The organism is Streptomyces sp. BK79, from assembly GCF_044142145.1.
Taxonomy (GTDB): domain Bacteria; phylum Actinomycetota; class Actinomycetes; order Streptomycetales; family Streptomycetaceae; genus Streptomyces.
Window position 1 is genome coordinate 298,533 of the sequence record NZ_JBHVOC010000002.1, and the last position, 15,781, is coordinate 314,313.

Genomic DNA, 15,781 nt, shown 5'->3' on the forward strand with positions numbered 1-15,781 from the left:
GTACCGCACGACCGGTACGGCCCCTTCCGTTTATCGTGCGTGACTGTCCGATAACCGGTTCGTTACTCCGTACGAAGCCACGAACGGGTGGCCGGTACGGAGGGGACGGTTTCGATGGGGAGCAGTGCGTACAGCCGGGAGCGGCTGGAGGAGGCGGCCCGGGGGGCGCGGACGTTGTCGGAGGCGTTGGTGCGGTTGGGGGTGGACCCGAAGAGCTCGACGCGACGGTACGTGCTCGGGCGCATGAGGAAGCTCGGGGTGGACGTGTCCCACTTCCAGCGCGAGGGGGTGAAGTGGACCAGGGAGATCCTTCAGGAGGCGGTTTCGGCCTCCACCAACATGTGCGAGGTGTTGCGGCGTCTCGGGCTGGAGGTGGTCGGCGGACATCACACGCACATCAGCCGCCGGATCAAGGCGTACGGCATCGACACGTCGCACTTCAGGGCGTCCTCCCGCAAGGGCAAGCCCTGGCGGCCCCGAACGCCGGAAGGGCTGTTGATCGAGCAACCGCCCGACCGCGCGCGCCGCATTCCGAGCGACCGGATCAAGTGGGCGATGACCGCCATGGGTGTACAGGAAAAGTGCGCCGTGTGCGATACCGGCACCACCTGGCGAGGACGGTCGCTCCCTTTGGAGGTCGATCACGTCGACGGCAACTGGAGGGACAACCGTCTCCAGAATCTGCGGCTCCTGTGCCCCAACTGCCACTCCGCGACCGACACCTACCGGGGGCGAGGCAAGGGACGCACCCGCCCATGAGCGACTACCTGCCCTACACGCGTACACGCCCCAGCTCGGCGGATCTGCGCTCCGCGGTCTCAGGATCCATCTCAGTCGCGGCGACTCTTCGCAAGCTGGGCCGTCCCGACAACGGGACGCAACGAGCCCTGCTGCGCCGCTGGGTCGACGAGGAGGGCCTTTCGACGGCGCACTTCCTCGGCCAGGCGCACCGACGGGGTGAGCCTGGTACGACCCCGCTGAGGCGGGCCGAGCACATCCTGGTCAGACACGACGGTGAACGGCGCACGCGGAGCGTGCTGTTGCGCCGGGCGCTACGCGAGATCGGCCTGCCCGAGGAGTGCGCCGAATGCGGCACCGGCCCGGAATGGCGCGGCAAGCCCATGACGCTGGAAGTCGACCATGTCAACGGGGACTGGAGCGATGATCGCGCTGCCAATCTGAGGCTGCTGTGCCCCAACTGTCACGCCTCCACGGACACCTGGTGTCGCGGCGGCCGCGGTAGGCACAGGACCGACGACCGGTAGCATGGCCGCAATGCGGCCGTTGCTGAATGGTATAAGCAGAGGTTTTAGGTGCCTCGGGGCATTTGCCCATGTGGGTTCGACTCCCATCGGCCGCACCCCACGGTGAGGGCCGTCCGCCATGGACGGCCCTCACTTGTCAGCCCAACAGTTCCCGTACCACCGGCGCCAGTGCTCTGAACGCCTTGCCGCGGTGGCTGATGGCGTTCTTCTCGGCTGCCGTCAGTTCCGCGCAGGTCCTTGTCTCGCCGTCCGGCTGGAGGATCGGGTCGTAGCCGAAGCCGCCCGTGCCGGCGGGGGTGTGGCGGAGGGTGCCGCGCAGCTGGCCCTCGACCACGCGTTCCGTGCCGTCGGGGAGGGCCAGGGCCGCCGCGCAGGCGAAGTGCGCGCCCCGGTGTTCGTCGGCGATGTCGCCGAGCTGGGCGAGGAGGAGGTCGAGGTTGGCCTTGTCGTCGCCGTGGCGGCCGGCCCAGCGGGCGGAGAAGATGCCGGGGGCGCCGTTCAGGACGTCCACGCAGAGGCCGGAGTCGTCGGCGACGGCGGGCAGGCCGGTGGCCCGGGCGAGGGCGTGGGCCTTGAGCAGGGCGTTCTCGGCGAAGGTGACGCCGGTTTCCTTGACGTCGGGGATCTCGGGGTAGGCGTCCGCGCCGACGAGGTCGTGGGGCAGACCGGCGTCGGCGAGGATCGCCCTCAGTTCGGTGATCTTTCCGGCGTTGCGGGTGGCGAGGATCAGGCGGGTCATGGGGTCCAGTATCCGCATCCCCGATGCCCGTCGCTTACGGGGTGCAGACCTTCGTCAGTTCGCCCGCCGCGTCGGTGACGGGGCTGAGGTCGGGGGTCTCGTCGCCGTTCTCGACCGAGGTGCGGACGTTCCCGATGGCCGTGCCGAGGTCGTCGACGGCCTTTTCGACGTCCGTGTTGTCGGTCCGGTCGCCGATCTTGTCGAGGTTCTTGTCTATGGAGTCGAGGGACTCCTCGAGCTGTGTCGGGTCGTTGGAGGCGGCCTCCACGGCCTGCTGCAGCTCGGTGACGCTGTCGGCGATGGCGTCGGCGGTCTGGACGCAGTCGAGGGCCTTGTCGACGGCGTCGCAGCCGGTGGTGAGTCCGGCCGTCAGGGCGATGGCCGCCACGGTGGCGGCGGTGACGGTGGTGCGGCGAAGGCGGCGGTGGCGGCTCGCGGCCATGGGTCTCGGTCCTCCCCTTGGGACAGGGCCGGTCGGCCCGTGTGCGGTGCGGCGTCGGGCGTACGGCGAGTGTGTCGGCCGTACGCCCGTGGTGCTTCCGTACTGCTGTCCTGCTCTGTATTGCTAGGGACGCCGTGGCGGGCGGCCGAGTTGCGTGTCCCGGCCGCCTTTCCCGATGCGCCCTTGGTGTCCCCTTTACCTGTCGAGGACCGTGTCGAGGGCCTTGCGCTGGAGGTCGGCGAGTTCGGTGCAGCCGGCCGCGCCGAGGTCGAGGAGGGTGTTGAGTTCGTCGCGGTCGAAGGGGGCGGCCTCGGCGGTGCCCTGGACCTCGACGAAGCGGCCGTCGCCGGTGCAGACGACGTTCATGTCGGTGTCGGCGCGGACGTCCTCCTCGTAGCACAGGTCGAGGAGCGGGGTGCCGTCGACGATGCCGACGGAGACGGCGGAGACGGTGCCGGTGAGGGGCTTGCGGCTGGGCCTGATCAGCTTCTTGGTGGTCTGGGCCCAGGTAATGGCGTCGGCGAGGGCGACGTAGGCGCCGGTGATGGCGGCGGTGCGGGTGCCGCCGTCGGCCTGGAGGACGTCGCAGTCGAGGACGACGGTGTTCTCGCCGAGCGCCTTGTAGTCGATGACGGCGCGCAGGGAGCGGCCGATGAGGCGGCTGATCTCGTGGGTGCGGCCGCCGATGCGGCCCTTGACGGCCTCGCGGTCGCCGCGGGTGTGGGTGGCGCGGGGGAGCATGGCGTATTCGGCGGTGACCCAGCCTTCGCCGCTGCCCTTGCGCCAGCGGGGGACGCCTTCGGTGACGGAGGCGTTGCAGAGGACCTTGGTGTCGCCGAAGGAGACGAGGACGGAGCCTTCGGCGTGCTTGCTCCAGCCTCGTTCGATGGTGACGGGGCGGAGCTGCTGGGGGGTGCGGCCGTCGATGCGTGACATGCGGGTGAGCCTAGCGGGACGCGCGGAGGGGCCCTTCCCGTGGTGTGCGGCGGGAAGGGCCCCTCGGTGCGCGGGTGCGCGGGTGCGCGGTGCGCTCGGTGGTGCGTTACATCATGTCTTCGATCTCGGCGGCGATGGGGTCGGCGTCGGTGCCGATGACGACCTGGATGGCGGTGCCCATCTTGACGACGCCGTGGGCGCCGGCGGCCTTCAGGGCGGCTTCGTCGACCAGCGCGGGGTCGTTGACCTCGGTGCGGAGGCGCGTGATGCAGCCTTCGATCTCGTCGATGTTGTCGATGCCGCCGAGGCCGGCGACGATCTTCTCAGCCTTGCTGGCCATGTTGCTTCTCCCTGATCCGGACCGCTTTGTCGCAGTAACCCACAGTTGGCCCATCTTCGCGAGCGGTCATGCGGTGTGTGCCGAATGATGGCGTCACGGCGGCTGAGCCGTCTGTCAACTGGTCTACACCAGTGTACCGGCGACCGGATGGAGACCGGATGAGTGCCGACAGCGCGGTCAGCCCCGCTCGGGCCCGATGGAACACGGCGTTCCAGGGGCTGCAGAAGATGGGGCGCAGTCTTCAGTTGCCCATCGCGGTCCTGCCCGCCGCGGGCATTCTCAACCGGCTGGGGCAGCCGGACGTCTTCGGGGACGACGGGCTGGGCTGGACGAACGTCTCGAAGGTGATGACGGGCGCGGGCGGGGCGCTGCTCGACGGTTCGCTGGGGCTGCCGCTGCTGTTCTGTGTGGGTGTGGCCATCGGGATGGCCAAGAAGGCCGACGGTTCGACGGCGTTGGCGGCGGTGGCGGGGTTCCTCGTGTACTGGAACGTGCTGCGGCAGTTCCCGGAGGACTGCCCGGAGGGGTCGAGGGCGGTTCCGCAGATCGGGTGCCAGCTCACCGACGGGTCGGGGACGGTGACGGCGTTCACGTTCCAGAACCCGGGTGTCTTCGGCGGCATCGTGATGGGGCTGGCGACGGCGTACTTCTGGCAGCGGTTCCACCGCACGAGGCTGGTGGACTGGCTGGGCTTCTTCAACGGGCGCCGGCTGGTGCCGATCATCATGGCGTTCGTGGCGATCGCGTTCGCGGCGCTGTGCCTGTGGGTGTGGCCGCCGATCGGTGAGGCGCTGGAGAGTTTCAGCGACTGGCTGACGGGGCTGGGCGCGTGGGGCGCGGGTGTGTTCGGGCTGGCGAACCGGGCGTTGCTGGTGATCGGTCTGCATCAGTTCCTGAACGTGCCGATGTGGTTCCAGTTCGGCTCGTACACGAAGCCGGACGGCACGGTGGTGCACGGTGACATCAACATGTTCCTGGCGGGTGATCCGAACGCGGGTCAGTTCACGTCGGGCTTCTTCCCGATCATGATGTTCGCGCTGCCGGCCGCCGCGCTGGCGATCACGCACTGCGCCAAGCCGCACCGGCGCAAGGAGGTCGGCGGTCTGATGCTGTCGGTGGCGCTGACGTCGTTCGTGACGGGGATCACGGAGCCGCTGGAGTACTCGTTCCTGTTCATCGCGCCGCTGCTGTACGCGGTGCACGCGGTGCTGACGGGTGTGTCGATGGCGGTGACGTGGGGGCTGGGTGTGAAGGACGGGTTCAGCTTCTCGGCGGGGCTGATCGACTACGTCATCAACTGGAACCTGGCGACGAAGCCGTGGCTGATCATTCCGATCGGTCTGTGTTTCGCGGTGGTGTACTACGCCGTCTTCAGGTTCGCGATCACGAAGTTCGACCTGAAGACGCCGGGGCGGGAGCCGGAGGACGAGGTGGAGGACGTCACGAAGGTGTAGACCTCTCGGGTCCCTCACGTACCCTTTGAGGGTGGTCTCACGAAGGCCCCCGGACCGCCGGTCCGGGGGCCTTCGGCGCGCCCTCGCGGGGGTGTGGCCTGGGGACTTGATCCGGCGCGGCGCGTAGTGCTCCGGTCACGGAATCGCGGGTTCCTTACGCGGCCTTCATCGTGCTACAACAGGTCTACACCACTCAGTGGTTTAGACCTGCGACGACGCCGTCCCCTTCTTCCCGTGCGACCGGGCGGCGCGCCCTGCCCCCTGGAGGATGTTGTGACCACGCCCAGTGCCGCGCCCGCGGCCGAGAAGAAGAAGGGCGCCGGCGTGATGGCCGTGCTGCAGCGCATCGGCCGCAGCCTGATGCTGCCGGTCGCGGTACTGCCCGCCGCCGCTCTGCTGGTGCGCCTCGGCAACACCGACATGCTGGGCCGCCCGGAGTTCCCCGAGTTCCTGACGAAGATCGCCGGGTTCATGGCCGCCGGCGGCAACGCCATCCTCGACAACATGGCGCTGCTGTTCGCCGTGGGCATCGCCATCGGCTTCGCCAAGAAGTCGGACGGCTCGACGGCGCTCGCGGCGGTCGTCGGCTACCTGGTCTTCAAGAACGTGCTCGCCACGTTCACGGACAAGAACCTCCCGCAGGTGGCGCAGGTCGTCGAGGGCAAGGTCGTCATGACGGACGCGCCCGTGGACGCCAAGGTCCTCGGCGGCGTGGTGATGGGTCTCGTCGTCGCGCTGCTGTACCAGCGCTTCTACCGGACCAAGCTGCCCGACTGGGCGGGCTTCTTCGGTGGTCGCCGCCTGGTCCCGATCCTGTCGGCCTTCGCGGGCCTGGTCCTCGGCATCGTCTTCGGTTACATCTGGCCGGTGCTCGGCACGGGTCTGCACAACTTCGGTGAGTGGCTGGTCGGCTCCGGCGCGGTCGGCGCGGGCATCTTCGGTGTCGCCAACCGTGCGCTGATCCCGATCGGCATGCACCACCTGCTGAACTCCTTCCCGTGGTTCCAGGCGGGTTCGTACGAGGGCAAGAGCGGCGACATCGCCCGCTTCCTGGCCGGTGACCCGACCGCGGGCCAGTTCATGACCGGCTTCTTCCCGATCATGATGTTCGCGCTGCCGGCCGCCTGCCTGGCGATCGTGCACTGCGCGCGCCCCGAGCGCCGCAAGGTCGTGGGCGGCATGATGTTCTCGCTCGCGCTGACGTCGTTCGTCACCGGTGTGACCGAGCCGATCGAGTTCACGTTCATGTTCATCGCGCCGGTGCTGTACGCCATCCACGCGGTGCTCACCGGTGTCTCGATGGCACTGACCTGGGCGCTGGGCATGAAGGACGGCTTCGGCTTCTCGGCCGGCGCGGTCGACTTCTTCCTGAACCTGGGCATCGCGAGCAACCCGTGGGGGCTGGCCCTGGTGGGCCTGTGCTTCGCGGCGGTCTACTACGTGGTCTTCCGGTTCGCGATCACCAAGTTCAACCTGCCCACGCCCGGCCGTGAGTCGGACGAGGAGATCGCCGAGCTGCAGAAGGCGGAGGGCAAGTAGCCCCGCACGCACCTCGCACGGAGGCGGGCCCGGTCACCTGGACCGGGTCCGCCTCCGTCGTCGTGCGTCAGACCTCGTACACCGCGCCCGCCGCGGCGACCTCCACCCGCCCGTCGTACACCTCGCGCGCGTCGGCCAGGTTGACCTGGGGGTCGGTCCACGGGGGGATGTGGGTGAGGACGAGGCTGCGGGCGCCGGCGCGGGCGGCGGTCTCGCCCGCCTCGCGGCCGTTGAGGTGGAGGGCGGGGATGTCCTCCTTGCCGTGCGTGAAGGCGGCCTCGCACAGGAACAGGTCGGTGTCCCGGGCGAGTTCGTCCAGTACGGGGGTGACTCCCGTGTCGCCGGAGTAGGTCAGCGACCGGCCGCCGTGCTCGACGCGGATGGCGTAGGCCTCCACGGGGTGGGCGACGCGGTCGGTGTGCACGGTGAAGGGTCCGAGGTCGAAGGTGGACGGCTTGACCGTGTGGAAGTCGAAGACCTCGCTCATGGAGGAGGCGGAGGGGGTGTCGGCGTAGGCGGTGGTGAGCCGGTGCTCGGTGCCCTCGGGTCCGTAGACCGGCAGGGGGGCGCAGCGGCCGCCGTCGTGCCGGTAGTAGCGCGCCACGAAGTAGGCGCACATGTCGATGCAGTGGTCGGCGTGCAGGTGGCTGAGGAAGATCGCGTCGAGGTCGTAGAGACCGCAGTGGCGCTGCAGCTCGCCCAGGGCGCCGTTGCCCATGTCGAGGAGCAGCCGGAAGCCGTCGGCCTCGACGAGGTAGCTCGAGCAGGCCGATTCCGCGGACGGGAACGACCCCGAGCAGCCGACGACGGTGAGCTTCATGAAGCAGAAACCTCCGCTGGCGCGTGTGGAGAGACGGGGGTCGTGCGGTTTGTCGAGCGTAAGGCGCGAAACCTCGGGTCGCTCCTCCACCAGGGGCCGTTGTGGGCGAACTCACCTGTGGTGTCACCGGTTCGGCTGGACCAGGGGCGCGCGGGGACGTTGAGGGGGCGCGCGGGCGCGGTGTGCGCCGGTACCGTCGTCGTATGGACACGTCCTGGTGGCTCGCCTTCGCGGCGGTGGTACTGCTCGCGTTCGTCGCGGTGGTCGTCGACGGCTGGGGGCGGGGACGGCGGCCGTCCCGGTCACGGCCGGCCGGCGGCCGGCGTCCGCCGGGACGGCCCACGGGGCCGCGGGGACGGGCGGCCCGGCCGCGGCCGGCGGAGATCTGGTGGGCGAACGTGCCGTACGAGGACGCGCCGGGTGCGAAGGACCGGCCGTGTCTGGTGATCTCGGTACGCGGGCGGCGCGCGCTCGTCGCGAAGATCACCAGCCGGTACCGGGACGAGCGGGCCGGGGTGATCACGCTGCCGCCGGGCTCGGTCGGGGACGCGCGGGGGCGGACGAGCTTCCTGGAGACGGACGAGCTGCGCCAGGTGCCGGTGCGGGACTTCCGGCGCCGGGTGGGCGAGGTGGACCCGGCCCTGTGGGACCAGGTGCGTCACCTCGCCCGGTGAGCGCTCAGGCCCAGAGCTGGCCGTGGAGGGTCTCGATGGCCTCCTCGGTGGTGGCCGCCGTGTAGACGCCGGTGGAGAGGTACTTCCAGCCGCCGTCGGCGACGACGAACACGATGTCGGCGCTCTCGCCGGCCTTGACCGCCTTCTTCCCGACGCCGATCGCGGCGTGCAGGGCGGCGCCGGTGGAGACGCCCGCGAAGATGCCCTCCTGCTGGAGGAGTTCCCGGGTGCGGGTCACGGCGTCCGCCGAGCCGACCGAGAAGCGGGTGGTCAGCACGGAGGCGTCGTACAGCTCCGGTACGAAGCCCTCGTCGAGGTTGCGCAGGCCGTACACCAGGTCGTCGTAGCGCGGTTCGGCGGCGACGATCCTCACGTCGGGCTTGTGCTCGCGCAGGTAGCGGCCGACGCCCATGAGCGTGCCGGTCGTGCCCAGGCCCGCGACGAAGTGCGTGATCGAGGGCAGGTCGGCGAGGATCTCGGGGCCGGTGCCGGCGTAGTGGGCGCCGGCGTTGTCCGGGTTGCCGTACTGGTAGAGCATCACCCAGTCCGGGTGCTCGGCGGAGAGTTCCTTGGCGACCCGTACGGCGGTGTTGGAGCCGCCCGCGGCCGGGGAGGAGATGATCTCCGCGCCCCACATGGCGAGCAGGTCCCGGCGCTCCTGGGAGGTGTTCTCGGGCATGACGCAGACGATGCGGTAGCCCTTGAGCCTGGCGGCCATGGCGAGCGAGATGCCGGTGTTGCCGCTGGTGGGCTCGAGGATCGTGCAGCCCTTGGTGAGACGGCCGTCCTTCTCGGCCTGCTCGATCATGTGGAGCGCGGGGCGGTCCTTGATCGAGCCGGTCGGGTTGCGGTCCTCCAGCTTGGCCCAGACGCGGACGTCGTCGGACGGCGACAGCCGCGGCAGGCGCACCAGGGGGGTGTTGCCCACCGCGGCCAGCGGGGAGTCGTAACGCATCGGCGATCAGGCCATACCGCCGGCGACGGCCGGCAGGATCGTGATGCTGTCGCCGTCGGTCAGCTTGGTGTCGATGCCGTCCAGGAAGCGGACGTCCTCGTCGTTCAGGTAGACGTTGACGAAGCGGCGCAGCTGGTCGCCGTCCACGATGCGGGCCTGGATGCCCGGGTGCCGGGTCTCGAGGTCGGCGAAGAGCTGGGCGAGGGTGTCCCCGGAGCCCTCCACCGCCTTCTGGCCGTCGGTGTACTGGCGGAGGATGGTCGGGATGCGGACCTCGATGGCCATGGCTGAGGGCTCCTGTCGGAAGGTGTCGTGGGTTCGGTGGGGCGCGCGGCGGCACACGGCAGCCCGCCGCGGCCGACGGCCGTACGGCGGCGGCGGAAGATCAACAGATGGCGCTGTTCAGCCTGCACAGGTCGACGTGCAGCCGCGCCACGAGCAGTGTGCCCGGCGCCTTTTCACTCACGTCGAGAAGAACCATGCGCTCATCGTATCGATTCCCGGTCCGGCATCCGGAGTGTGATCTCACCTCGTGGACGATTTCCGTCCGCGGTGCGGGATCAGTACGCCTCCACGACCTTGACCTCCTCCTCCGTCACCTCGCCCTCCAGGATCCGGAACGACCGGAACTGGAAGTCTCCGGCGCCGTCGGTGTCCGCCGTGGAGACGAGGACGTAGTGGGCGCCGGGCTCGTTGGCGTAGGTGATGTCGGTGCGGGAGGGGTATGCCTCGGTGGCGGTGTGGGAGTGGTAGATGACCACCGGCTCCTCGTCGCGGTCGTCCATCTCGCGGTAGAGCTTGAGCAGGTCCTGCGAGTCGAACTCGTAGAAGGTCGGCGAGCGGGCCGCGTTCAGCATCGGGACGAACCGCTCGGGGCGGCCCTCCCCCACGGGACCGGCCACCACGCCGCACGCCTCGTCGGGGTGGTCCTCGCGCGCGTGGGCGACGATCTGGTCGTACAGGGCCTGGGTGATGGTCAGCATGCGGCCCAGGATAAGCAGAAGGGCCGGTCCGTACCGGTGGGTGGTACGGACCGGCCCATATGCCGGACATCCTGAGCGGCGGCCGCGCCGGGTGCCACGAGCACCCCGTGCGGCCGGACGTCCACGGTGCGCGCGAACGCGCTGGTCAGCGTCGGCCGACGGCGCCGGCCGTCAGACGATCTTCTCCAGGTCCGGCTCGCCGCGCCGCTCGGTGACCTCCGGGTTGCGGCTCTTGAGCACGGCCCAGCCGATGCCGAGGGCGGCGGCCCAGCCGGCCATCACGTACAGGCAGACGCGGGCGTCGGCGTCGTAGGCGATGAGGCAGGTGACGAAGAGCAGGAAGGCGATGGCGATGTACGAGCACACCGAGCCGCCCGGCGCCGGGAAGGAGGAGGCGGGCAGTTGGCCCGCGACGACCTTGCGGCGGTAGCGGACGTGGCTGACGAGGATCATCAGCCAGGTCCAGATGCCGGCGGCGGTGGCGATGGAGGTGACGTAGCCGAAGGCCTTCTCGGGGACGACGTAGTTCAGGACCACGCCGATGCCCATGAAGATCACCGAGATGCCGATGCCGATGGCGGGGGTCTTGGTCGACGACAGCCGGCTGAAGATCCTCGGCGCCTCGCCGTTGTCCGCCAGGGTGCGCAGCATGCGGCCCGTGGAGTACATGCCGGAGTTGCAGGACGACAGGGCGGCGGTGAGCACGACGAAGTTGACGATGCCGGCGCCGGCCGGGATGCCGATGACCGCGAAGGCCTTCACGAAGGGGCTGACGCCCTCGGCGAACTCGGTCCACTTCACGACGGCGAGGATGACGGTGAGGGCGCCGACGTAGAAGAGGGCGATGCGCCAGGGCAGGGTGTTGATCGCCTTGGGGAGGGTCTTCTCCGGGTTCTCCGACTCACCGGCGGTGACGCCGACCAACTCGACGGCGAGGTAGGCGAACATGACGCCCTGGAGGGTCATCAGGGACGAGCCGATGCCCTTGGGGAAGAAGCCGTCGAAGGCCCACAGGTTGGAGACGGCGGCGGTGTCGCCGGCCTGGCTGAAGCCGAGGGTGAGCACGCCCACGCCGATCACGATCATGCCGATGATGGCGGTGACCTTGACCATCGAGAACCAGAACTCGATCTCGCCGAACAGCTTCACCGAGATCAGGTTGGCCAGGAACAGCAGGACCAGGAAGACCAGGGCGGAGACCCACTGCGGGATCTGCGGGAACCAGTAGTGGATGTAGATGGCGGCGGCGGTGAGTTCCGCCATGCCGGTGACCACCCACATCAGCCAGTACGTCCAGCCGGTGAAGTAGCCGAAGAAGGGACCGAGGAACTCGCGCGAGTACTCGGCGAAGGAGCCGGAGACGGGACGGTAGAGCAGAAGCTCGCCGAGCGCCCGCATGATGAAGAAGATGATCACGCCCGCGATGGCGTACATGAGGATGATGCTGGGGCCGGCCTTGGCGATGTTGGCCCCGGCGCCCAGGAAGAGGCCGACGCCGATGGCGCCGCCGATCGCGATCATCTGGACCTGGCGGCTGTTGAGTCCGCGCTCGTAGCCCTCTTCGGGGGCCTTCTCCGTGTCGACCTGCGCAGAGGTCATGTGTGGTGCGCCTTTCTCCATGCCGACCCGGGCCTTTCGTCGGCCTCGGATCGGGTCTCGATCCCCCCGGATGATGGAGCTGAGCGGGCCTCACGTCCCGCTCGTGCCTGGCCGGCGGTCCGCCGGCTCGGTGGCGCACCCGGCCGAACATTCGGGTGGTGTTCGCCGGGCGGTCGTGAAGATTTACCACGACCGCGGCGCTGATCACAGAGGCGCCCTGTGACGTGTCCCATAGTCATAAACGGACAAAAGACGCCCTTGCGAGCAAACATGGGTGTCGTTTTGACGGGATCGTTATCCGGATTTGAGGCTCCGCTGAGCGGACACGGAGGGTGATCGAACCGTTTGGTTCAGGGCATAACGGTCGCGACGTTCAGGGCATGAGGGTCGCGACGAGCGACTCCTGGAGTCCGCCGAGCCACAGGTAGGCCATCACCATCGGCTTGCGCGGGTCCTCGTCCGGGAGCCGGTAGAGCAGATCGGTGTCGTCCTCGTCGGTGATCTCCAGCCGGGAGCCGATCGCCAGGCGCAGGTCGTTCAGCGCGCGCAGCCACTGCTGGGACTCCTGGGGCGACAGCTCGAGCACCGCCCCCTCCTCGCCCGCCGACGCCGACGCGAGGGTGTCCAGGGTGCGGATCACCGCGAGCGCGTTGTCGCGCTTGCCGGCCCGCAGGTCGTTCTCGGTGTAGCGGCGGAACTCGGCGGAGTGGGCCCGCTGCTCCTCCGCCTCGGCGGCCTGCGGGGCGGCGCCGGGGTCGCCGTAGGCGTCCGGGAACAGGCGGCGCAGCACCGGGTCGGAGGGCGGTTCACTCGGGCCGTCGGCGAAGAGTTCGGCGAGCGGGTCGTCGGAGGCGTCCTCGGCGGGGCCCGGGCCGATCAGCTCCAGGAGCTGCACGGCCAGGGACCGGATGATGGAGATCTCGACGTCGTCGAGGGCGACGGCCGCGCCGCCGCCGGGGAGCGGTTGAAACTGTCCTGGCATGGAGGTGATTCAGCTACTTCCGTCCTGCGGGCGGGCGTGGGTCATTTCCGGTCCTGCTGGAGGGTGGCCCACAGACCGTAGCCGTGCATGGCCTGGACGTCCCGCTCCATCTCCTCGCGCGAGCCGCTGGAGACGACCGCCCGGCCCTTGTGGTGGACGTCGAGCATGAGCTTGGTGGCCTTGTCCTTGGAGTAGCCGAAGTACGACTGGAAGACGTAGGTCACGTAGCTCATGAGGTTGACGGGGTCGTTGTGCACGATCGTCACCCAGGGCACGTCGGGCTCGGGTACGGCGAAGACCTCCTCCGCCGACTCGGTCTTCTCGATCTCCATGGGTGCGGCTGCCGTCACAAGGCCCATGCTGCCACCCCAGGGGGGCACCCGCACAAACGGGCCTGTGGCGGGCGCCACGCGAACCCGGCCGGGATCGAAATCGTCAGACTGACGAAATGGGGGTACGATCCGTCGTATGAACACAGCGGACCTTGGGCTGCCGGTGGACGTCCCGTCGACGGCGCTCTTCACGGACCAGTACGAGCTGACGATGCTGCGGGCCGCCCTGAAGGCGGGGACGGCGGAGCGGCGCAGCGTGTTCGAGGTCTTCACGCGGCGGCTGCCGGACGGGCGCCGCTACGGCGTCGTCGCGGGCACCGGGCGGGTGCTGGACGCGGTGGAGAACTTCCGCTTCGACGCGGGCGTCCTGCGCTTCCTGCGCGAGAAGGGCATCGTCGACGAGGAGACCCTGGACTGGCTCGCCGAGTACCGCTTCGGCGGGGACATCTGGGGCTACCCCGAGGGCGAGGTGTACTTCCCGGGCTCGCCGGTCATGCGGGTCGAGGGCACCTTCGGCGAGTGCGTGCTGCTGGAGACGGTGATCCTCTCCATCCTCAACCACGACTCGGCGATCGCCGCCGCCGCCTCCCGGATGGCCTCGGCCGCCGGGGACCGCCCGCTGATCGAGATGGGCGCCCGCCGCACCCACGAGCTGGCCGCGGTGGCCGCCGCCCGTGCCGCCTACGTCGGCGGCTTCGCGACCACCTCCGACCTCGCCGCCGGCTTCCGCTACAACATCCCCACCGTCGGCACCTCCGCCCACGCCTTCACGCTGCTCCACGACAACGAGCGCGACGCCTTCCGGGCCCAGGTGGAGGCGATGGGCCGGGGCACGACGCTGCTCGTGGACACGTACGACGTCACCGAGGCGGTGCGGACGGCCGTGGAGGTCGCCGGGCCCGAGCTGGGCGCCGTGCGCATCGACTCCGGCGACCTGCTGCTGGTCGCCCACCGGGTGCGCCAGCAGCTGGACGAGCTGGGCGCCACGGAGACGAAGATCGTCGTCACCTCCGACCTGGACGAGTACGCCATCGCCTCGCTGGCGGCGGCGCCCGTGGACGCGTACGGCGTCGGCACCCAGCTGGTGACCGGCTCCGGGCACCCGACGGCCTCCATGGTCTACAAGCTCGTCGCCCGCGCCCAGTCCGGTGACTCCGCCGACGAAGAGGCGCCCCTGGTGTCCGTGGCGAAGAAGTCCAGCGGCGGCAAGACCTCGATCGGCGGACGCAAGTGGGCCGCCCGCCGGCTGGACGCGGACGGGTACGCCGAGGCCGAGGTGATCGGCACCGGGCCCGTGCCCGACGACCTCGCCGACCGGCAGCTCCTCGTGCAGCTGGTCAAGGGCGGGGAGGTGGTCGCCCGCGAGCCGCTGGACGCCGCCCGGGACCGGCACGCGGCCGCGCGGGCGAACCTCCCGCTGTCCGCGACGCAGCTCTCCCGGGGGGAACCCGTCATTCCGACGGAGTACGCGCACGGGGGCTCGGGTAGCTAAAGCTGGTGCGCCCCGACCGGGCCCCGCACCAGCCGCCCGCCCGTCCCCCACCGGCCCCGGGGCCCCACCACCGTCCCGGCCGTCGCGGTCCACCGTCCCCGTCCACCGTCCCCGTCCACCGTCCCGACCCCACAGCCGACCCAGTCGAAGGACACCGCCCATGCGCCGCGCCTTGATCGTCGTAGACGTGCAGAACGACTTCTGCGAAGGAGGCAGCCTCGCGGTGACCGGCGGTGCCGACGTGGCCGCCGCCGTCACCGAGCTGATCGGGCAGGCGCCCGCCGGCTACCGCCACGTCGTGGCCACCCGCGATCACCACATAGCGCCGGGCGGCCACTTCGCCGACAACCCCGACTACGTCCACTCCTGGCCGGCGCACTGCGTCGCCGGCACGGAGGGGGTCGGCTTCCACCCCAACTTCGCCCCGGCCGTCGCTTCCGGCGCGGTGGACGCCGTCTTCGACAAGGGGGCGTACGCGGCGGCCTACAGCGGCTTCGAGGGTGCCGACGAGAACGGCACCCGGCTCGCCGACTGGCTGCGGGCCCGGGAGATCGACGAGGTCGACGTGGTGGGCATCGCCACCGACCACTGCGTGCGGGCCACCGCCCTGGACGCCGCCCGCGAGGGCTTCCGTACGCAGGTGCTGCTCGACCTGACCGCCGGAGTGGCCCCGGAGACCACCGAGCGGGCGCTCCAGGAGCTGCGCGAGGCGGGGGTGGAACTGTCCGGGAAGCCGGTCGTCCAGTAGCCCCCGCCCGACGGTGCCCGGTGGCCCCGCCCGACCGCGCTGGGTCTGCGCTAGGTCTGCGGCGCCGGGCGTCTGAGGAGGGCCCGGATCGGGTGCCACAGCTCCTGGGCGCGTTCCGGTCCGCCCGGGACGCCGGCCACGGGGGCGGTGCGCCATATCAGCCCGTCCGGGTGGTGCAGGACCGCGGTGATCTCGTCCGGGGTCGGCGGGGCGGCGTTGCCCCGCAGGTAGACCGACCGCAGCCCCAGGTTGCGCAGCCTGGTCAGGGCGCGCGCCCGGTTGGGGGCGTGGACGAGAAAGCGCACGCTGCCGCCGGCCGGGGCGGCGGGGCTGGGCAGGTTCAGTGCCACCACCACCGTGCCGTTCGGCAGCTTGCAGAAGCCTCCTGCGGCCATGCGGTCATACCCCCGTGTCAGCCGGTTCCGGTCCGGACGCCGGACCGGGTGTCAATAAGAGCGTCACAGGACGCACCTAAACACGG

21 protein-coding genes and 1 tRNA gene are annotated in these 15,781 nt (G+C 70.2%); 8 read left to right on the forward strand and 14 right to left on the reverse strand.

Translation table 11 applies throughout. From position 1 onward, the window contains the following. Window positions 1–62 precede the first annotated feature (62 nt). Window positions 63–245, reverse strand: a complete 183-nt coding sequence (locus ACFIF2_RS03380; protein ID WP_395571049.1) for a hypothetical protein — start codon at window positions 243–245, stop codon at window positions 63–65. Between ACFIF2_RS03380 and ACFIF2_RS03385 the strand changes: the two genes are divergently transcribed. The 3 genes from ACFIF2_RS03385 (at window position 175) to ACFIF2_RS03395 (ending at window position 1,360) form a co-directional block, all read left to right on the forward strand. Further along, entirely contained in the window at window positions 175–759 is a 585-nt protein-coding gene (locus ACFIF2_RS03385) for an HNH endonuclease (RefSeq protein WP_395571045.1), read from the forward strand. The genes ACFIF2_RS03380 and ACFIF2_RS03385 overlap by 71 nt on opposite strands. Then, window positions 657–1,265 (forward strand): HNH endonuclease signature motif containing protein, encoded by a 609-nt coding sequence (locus ACFIF2_RS03390; protein WP_395571046.1) that lies wholly within the window; start codon window positions 657–659, stop codon window positions 1,263–1,265. Before ACFIF2_RS03385 ends, ACFIF2_RS03390 begins: the two co-directional genes overlap by 103 nt. Before the next feature lie 12 nt (window positions 1,266–1,277). Next, window positions 1,278–1,360, forward strand: a tRNA-Leu gene (locus ACFIF2_RS03395). Between the two features lie 41 nt (window positions 1,361–1,401). On the opposite strand, the gene rdgB is transcribed toward ACFIF2_RS03395, so the two are convergent. The 4 genes from rdgB to ACFIF2_RS03415 all read right to left on the reverse strand — a co-directional run bounded on the left by rdgB (window position 1,402) and on the right by ACFIF2_RS03415 (window position 3,722). Further along, window positions 1,402–2,004 carry an RdgB/HAM1 family non-canonical purine NTP pyrophosphatase gene (rdgB, locus tag ACFIF2_RS03400; RefSeq protein ID WP_395570934.1) on the reverse strand — a complete coding sequence of 201 codons (603 nt, stop codon included), beginning with the start codon at window positions 2,002–2,004 and terminating at the stop codon, window positions 1,402–1,404. Between the two features lie 34 nt (window positions 2,005–2,038). Beyond that, complete coding sequence (locus ACFIF2_RS03405; RefSeq protein ID WP_395570935.1) at window positions 2,039–2,446, reverse strand: hypothetical protein; 408 nt, start codon at window positions 2,444–2,446, stop codon at window positions 2,039–2,041. A gap of 195 nt (window positions 2,447–2,641) precedes the next feature. Beyond that, a complete protein-coding gene (rph, locus tag ACFIF2_RS03410; RefSeq protein ID WP_395570936.1) occupies window positions 2,642–3,382 on the reverse strand; it encodes a ribonuclease PH in 741 nt (246 codons plus the stop codon). Between the two features lie 106 nt (window positions 3,383–3,488). Then, the gene (locus tag ACFIF2_RS03415; RefSeq protein WP_077801219.1) at window positions 3,489–3,722 is read right to left on the reverse strand and encodes a glucose PTS transporter subunit EIIB; all 234 of its coding nucleotides are present in this window, start codon (window positions 3,720–3,722) and stop codon (window positions 3,489–3,491) included. Between the two features lie 158 nt (window positions 3,723–3,880). Between ACFIF2_RS03415 and ACFIF2_RS03420 the strand changes: the two genes are divergently transcribed. Together ACFIF2_RS03420 and ACFIF2_RS03425 are read left to right on the forward strand one after the other, a co-directional pair. Beyond that, entirely contained in the window at window positions 3,881–5,176 is a 1,296-nt protein-coding gene (locus tag ACFIF2_RS03420) for a PTS transporter subunit EIIC (protein ID WP_395570937.1), read from the forward strand. 273 nt (window positions 5,177–5,449) lie between these two features. Beyond that, window positions 5,450–6,715: a PTS transporter subunit EIIC gene (locus tag ACFIF2_RS03425; protein ID WP_395570938.1), complete on the forward strand. Its 1,266-nt coding sequence runs from the start codon at window positions 5,450–5,452 to the stop codon at window positions 6,713–6,715. Between the two features lie 67 nt (window positions 6,716–6,782). Here the strand turns inward: ACFIF2_RS03425 and ACFIF2_RS03430 are convergent, their stop codons facing one another. Then, window positions 6,783–7,535: an MBL fold metallo-hydrolase gene (locus tag ACFIF2_RS03430; protein WP_395570939.1), complete on the reverse strand. Its 753-nt coding sequence runs from the start codon at window positions 7,533–7,535 to the stop codon at window positions 6,783–6,785. A gap of 203 nt (window positions 7,536–7,738) precedes the next feature. Between ACFIF2_RS03430 and ACFIF2_RS03435 the strand changes: the two genes are divergently transcribed. Continuing rightward, window positions 7,739–8,209: a type II toxin-antitoxin system PemK/MazF family toxin gene (locus tag ACFIF2_RS03435; protein WP_395570940.1), complete on the forward strand. Its 471-nt coding sequence runs from the start codon at window positions 7,739–7,741 to the stop codon at window positions 8,207–8,209. Window positions 8,210–8,213: 4 nt separating this feature from the next. On the opposite strand, the gene ACFIF2_RS03440 is transcribed toward ACFIF2_RS03435, so the two are convergent. From ACFIF2_RS03440 to clpS, 7 genes are all read right to left on the reverse strand, one after another. After that, window positions 8,214–9,164, reverse strand: coding sequence for a PLP-dependent cysteine synthase family protein (locus tag ACFIF2_RS03440; RefSeq protein ID WP_395570941.1), 951 nt, complete (start codon window positions 9,162–9,164; stop codon window positions 8,214–8,216). A 6-nt stretch (window positions 9,165–9,170) separates the two neighbouring features. After that, a complete protein-coding gene (locus tag ACFIF2_RS03445) occupies window positions 9,171–9,449 on the reverse strand; it encodes a MoaD/ThiS family protein (RefSeq protein WP_395570942.1) in 279 nt (92 codons plus the stop codon). Between the two features lie 100 nt (window positions 9,450–9,549). Next, complete coding sequence (locus ACFIF2_RS03450; protein WP_310873142.1) at window positions 9,550–9,645, reverse strand: putative leader peptide; 96 nt, start codon at window positions 9,643–9,645, stop codon at window positions 9,550–9,552. Window positions 9,646–9,724: 79 nt separating this feature from the next. Next, window positions 9,725–10,147 (reverse strand): Mov34/MPN/PAD-1 family protein, encoded by a 423-nt coding sequence (locus ACFIF2_RS03455; RefSeq protein WP_063482172.1) that lies wholly within the window; start codon window positions 10,145–10,147, stop codon window positions 9,725–9,727. A 171-nt stretch (window positions 10,148–10,318) separates the two neighbouring features. Then, a complete protein-coding gene (locus tag ACFIF2_RS03460; RefSeq protein WP_395570943.1) occupies window positions 10,319–11,746 on the reverse strand; it encodes an amino acid permease in 1,428 nt (475 codons plus the stop codon). Between the two features lie 373 nt (window positions 11,747–12,119). Then, window positions 12,120–12,728 (reverse strand): DUF2017 domain-containing protein, encoded by a 609-nt coding sequence (locus tag ACFIF2_RS03465; protein ID WP_395570944.1) that lies wholly within the window; start codon window positions 12,726–12,728, stop codon window positions 12,120–12,122. 41 nt (window positions 12,729–12,769) lie between these two features. Beyond that, window positions 12,770–13,087: an ATP-dependent Clp protease adapter ClpS gene (clpS, locus tag ACFIF2_RS03470; protein WP_395570945.1), complete on the reverse strand. Its 318-nt coding sequence runs from the start codon at window positions 13,085–13,087 to the stop codon at window positions 12,770–12,772. 109 nt (window positions 13,088–13,196) lie between these two features. Here clpS and ACFIF2_RS03475 point away from each other — a divergent pair, with 109 nt between their 5' ends. Both ACFIF2_RS03475 and ACFIF2_RS03480 read left to right on the forward strand, forming a co-directional pair. Continuing rightward, window positions 13,197–14,552, forward strand: a complete 1,356-nt coding sequence (locus tag ACFIF2_RS03475) for a nicotinate phosphoribosyltransferase (protein WP_395570946.1) — start codon at window positions 13,197–13,199, stop codon at window positions 14,550–14,552. A 160-nt stretch (window positions 14,553–14,712) separates the two neighbouring features. Then, the gene (locus ACFIF2_RS03480; protein WP_395570947.1) at window positions 14,713–15,300 is read left to right on the forward strand and encodes a nicotinamidase; all 588 of its coding nucleotides are present in this window, start codon (window positions 14,713–14,715) and stop codon (window positions 15,298–15,300) included. Window positions 15,301–15,350: 50 nt separating this feature from the next. Here the strand turns inward: ACFIF2_RS03480 and ACFIF2_RS03485 are convergent, their stop codons facing one another. Then, window positions 15,351–15,695 carry a hypothetical protein gene (locus tag ACFIF2_RS03485; protein WP_395570948.1) on the reverse strand — a complete coding sequence of 115 codons (345 nt, stop codon included), beginning with the start codon at window positions 15,693–15,695 and terminating at the stop codon, window positions 15,351–15,353. Between the last annotated feature and the right edge of the window lie 86 nt (window positions 15,696–15,781).

What these genes read in the sequence shown, in the direction of transcription:
- ACFIF2_RS03380 (WP_395571049.1), bottom strand. Translation starts at nt 245, where the DNA reads ATGCGCCCGAGCACGTACCGTCGCGTCGAGCTCTTCGGGTCCACCCCC.
- rdgB (WP_395570934.1), bottom strand. Translation starts at nt 2,004, where the DNA reads ATGACCCGCCTGATCCTCGCCACCCGCAACGCCGGAAAGATCACCGAA.
- ACFIF2_RS03405 (WP_395570935.1), bottom strand. Translation starts at nt 2,446, where the DNA reads ATGGCCGCGAGCCGCCACCGCCGCCTTCGCCGCACCACCGTCACCGCC.
- rph (WP_395570936.1), bottom strand. Translation starts at nt 3,382, where the DNA reads ATGTCACGCATCGACGGCCGCACCCCCCAGCAGCTCCGCCCCGTCACC.
- ACFIF2_RS03415 (WP_077801219.1), bottom strand. Translation starts at nt 3,722, where the DNA reads ATGGCCAGCAAGGCTGAGAAGATCGTCGCCGGCCTCGGCGGCATCGAC.
- ACFIF2_RS03420 (WP_395570937.1), top strand. Translation starts at nt 3,881, where the DNA reads ATGAGTGCCGACAGCGCGGTCAGCCCCGCTCGGGCCCGATGGAACACG.
- ACFIF2_RS03430 (WP_395570939.1), bottom strand. Translation starts at nt 7,535, where the DNA reads ATGAAGCTCACCGTCGTCGGCTGCTCGGGGTCGTTCCCGTCCGCGGAA.
- ACFIF2_RS03435 (WP_395570940.1), top strand. Translation starts at nt 7,739, where the DNA reads ATGGACACGTCCTGGTGGCTCGCCTTCGCGGCGGTGGTACTGCTCGCG.
- ACFIF2_RS03440 (WP_395570941.1), bottom strand. Translation starts at nt 9,164, where the DNA reads ATGCGTTACGACTCCCCGCTGGCCGCGGTGGGCAACACCCCCCTGGTG.
- ACFIF2_RS03445 (WP_395570942.1), bottom strand. Translation starts at nt 9,449, where the DNA reads ATGGCCATCGAGGTCCGCATCCCGACCATCCTCCGCCAGTACACCGAC.
- ACFIF2_RS03450 (WP_310873142.1), bottom strand. Translation starts at nt 9,645, where the DNA reads ATGGTTCTTCTCGACGTGAGTGAAAAGGCGCCGGGCACACTGCTCGTG.
- ACFIF2_RS03455 (WP_063482172.1), bottom strand. Translation starts at nt 10,147, where the DNA reads ATGCTGACCATCACCCAGGCCCTGTACGACCAGATCGTCGCCCACGCG.
- ACFIF2_RS03460 (WP_395570943.1), bottom strand. Translation starts at nt 11,746, where the DNA reads ATGACCTCTGCGCAGGTCGACACGGAGAAGGCCCCCGAAGAGGGCTAC.
- ACFIF2_RS03465 (WP_395570944.1), bottom strand. Translation starts at nt 12,728, where the DNA reads ATGCCAGGACAGTTTCAACCGCTCCCCGGCGGCGGCGCGGCCGTCGCC.
- clpS (WP_395570945.1), bottom strand. Translation starts at nt 13,087, where the DNA reads ATGGGCCTTGTGACGGCAGCCGCACCCATGGAGATCGAGAAGACCGAG.
- ACFIF2_RS03475 (WP_395570946.1), top strand. Translation starts at nt 13,197, where the DNA reads ATGAACACAGCGGACCTTGGGCTGCCGGTGGACGTCCCGTCGACGGCG.
- ACFIF2_RS03480 (WP_395570947.1), top strand. Translation starts at nt 14,713, where the DNA reads ATGCGCCGCGCCTTGATCGTCGTAGACGTGCAGAACGACTTCTGCGAA.
- ACFIF2_RS03485 (WP_395570948.1), bottom strand. Translation starts at nt 15,695, where the DNA reads ATGGCCGCAGGAGGCTTCTGCAAGCTGCCGAACGGCACGGTGGTGGTG.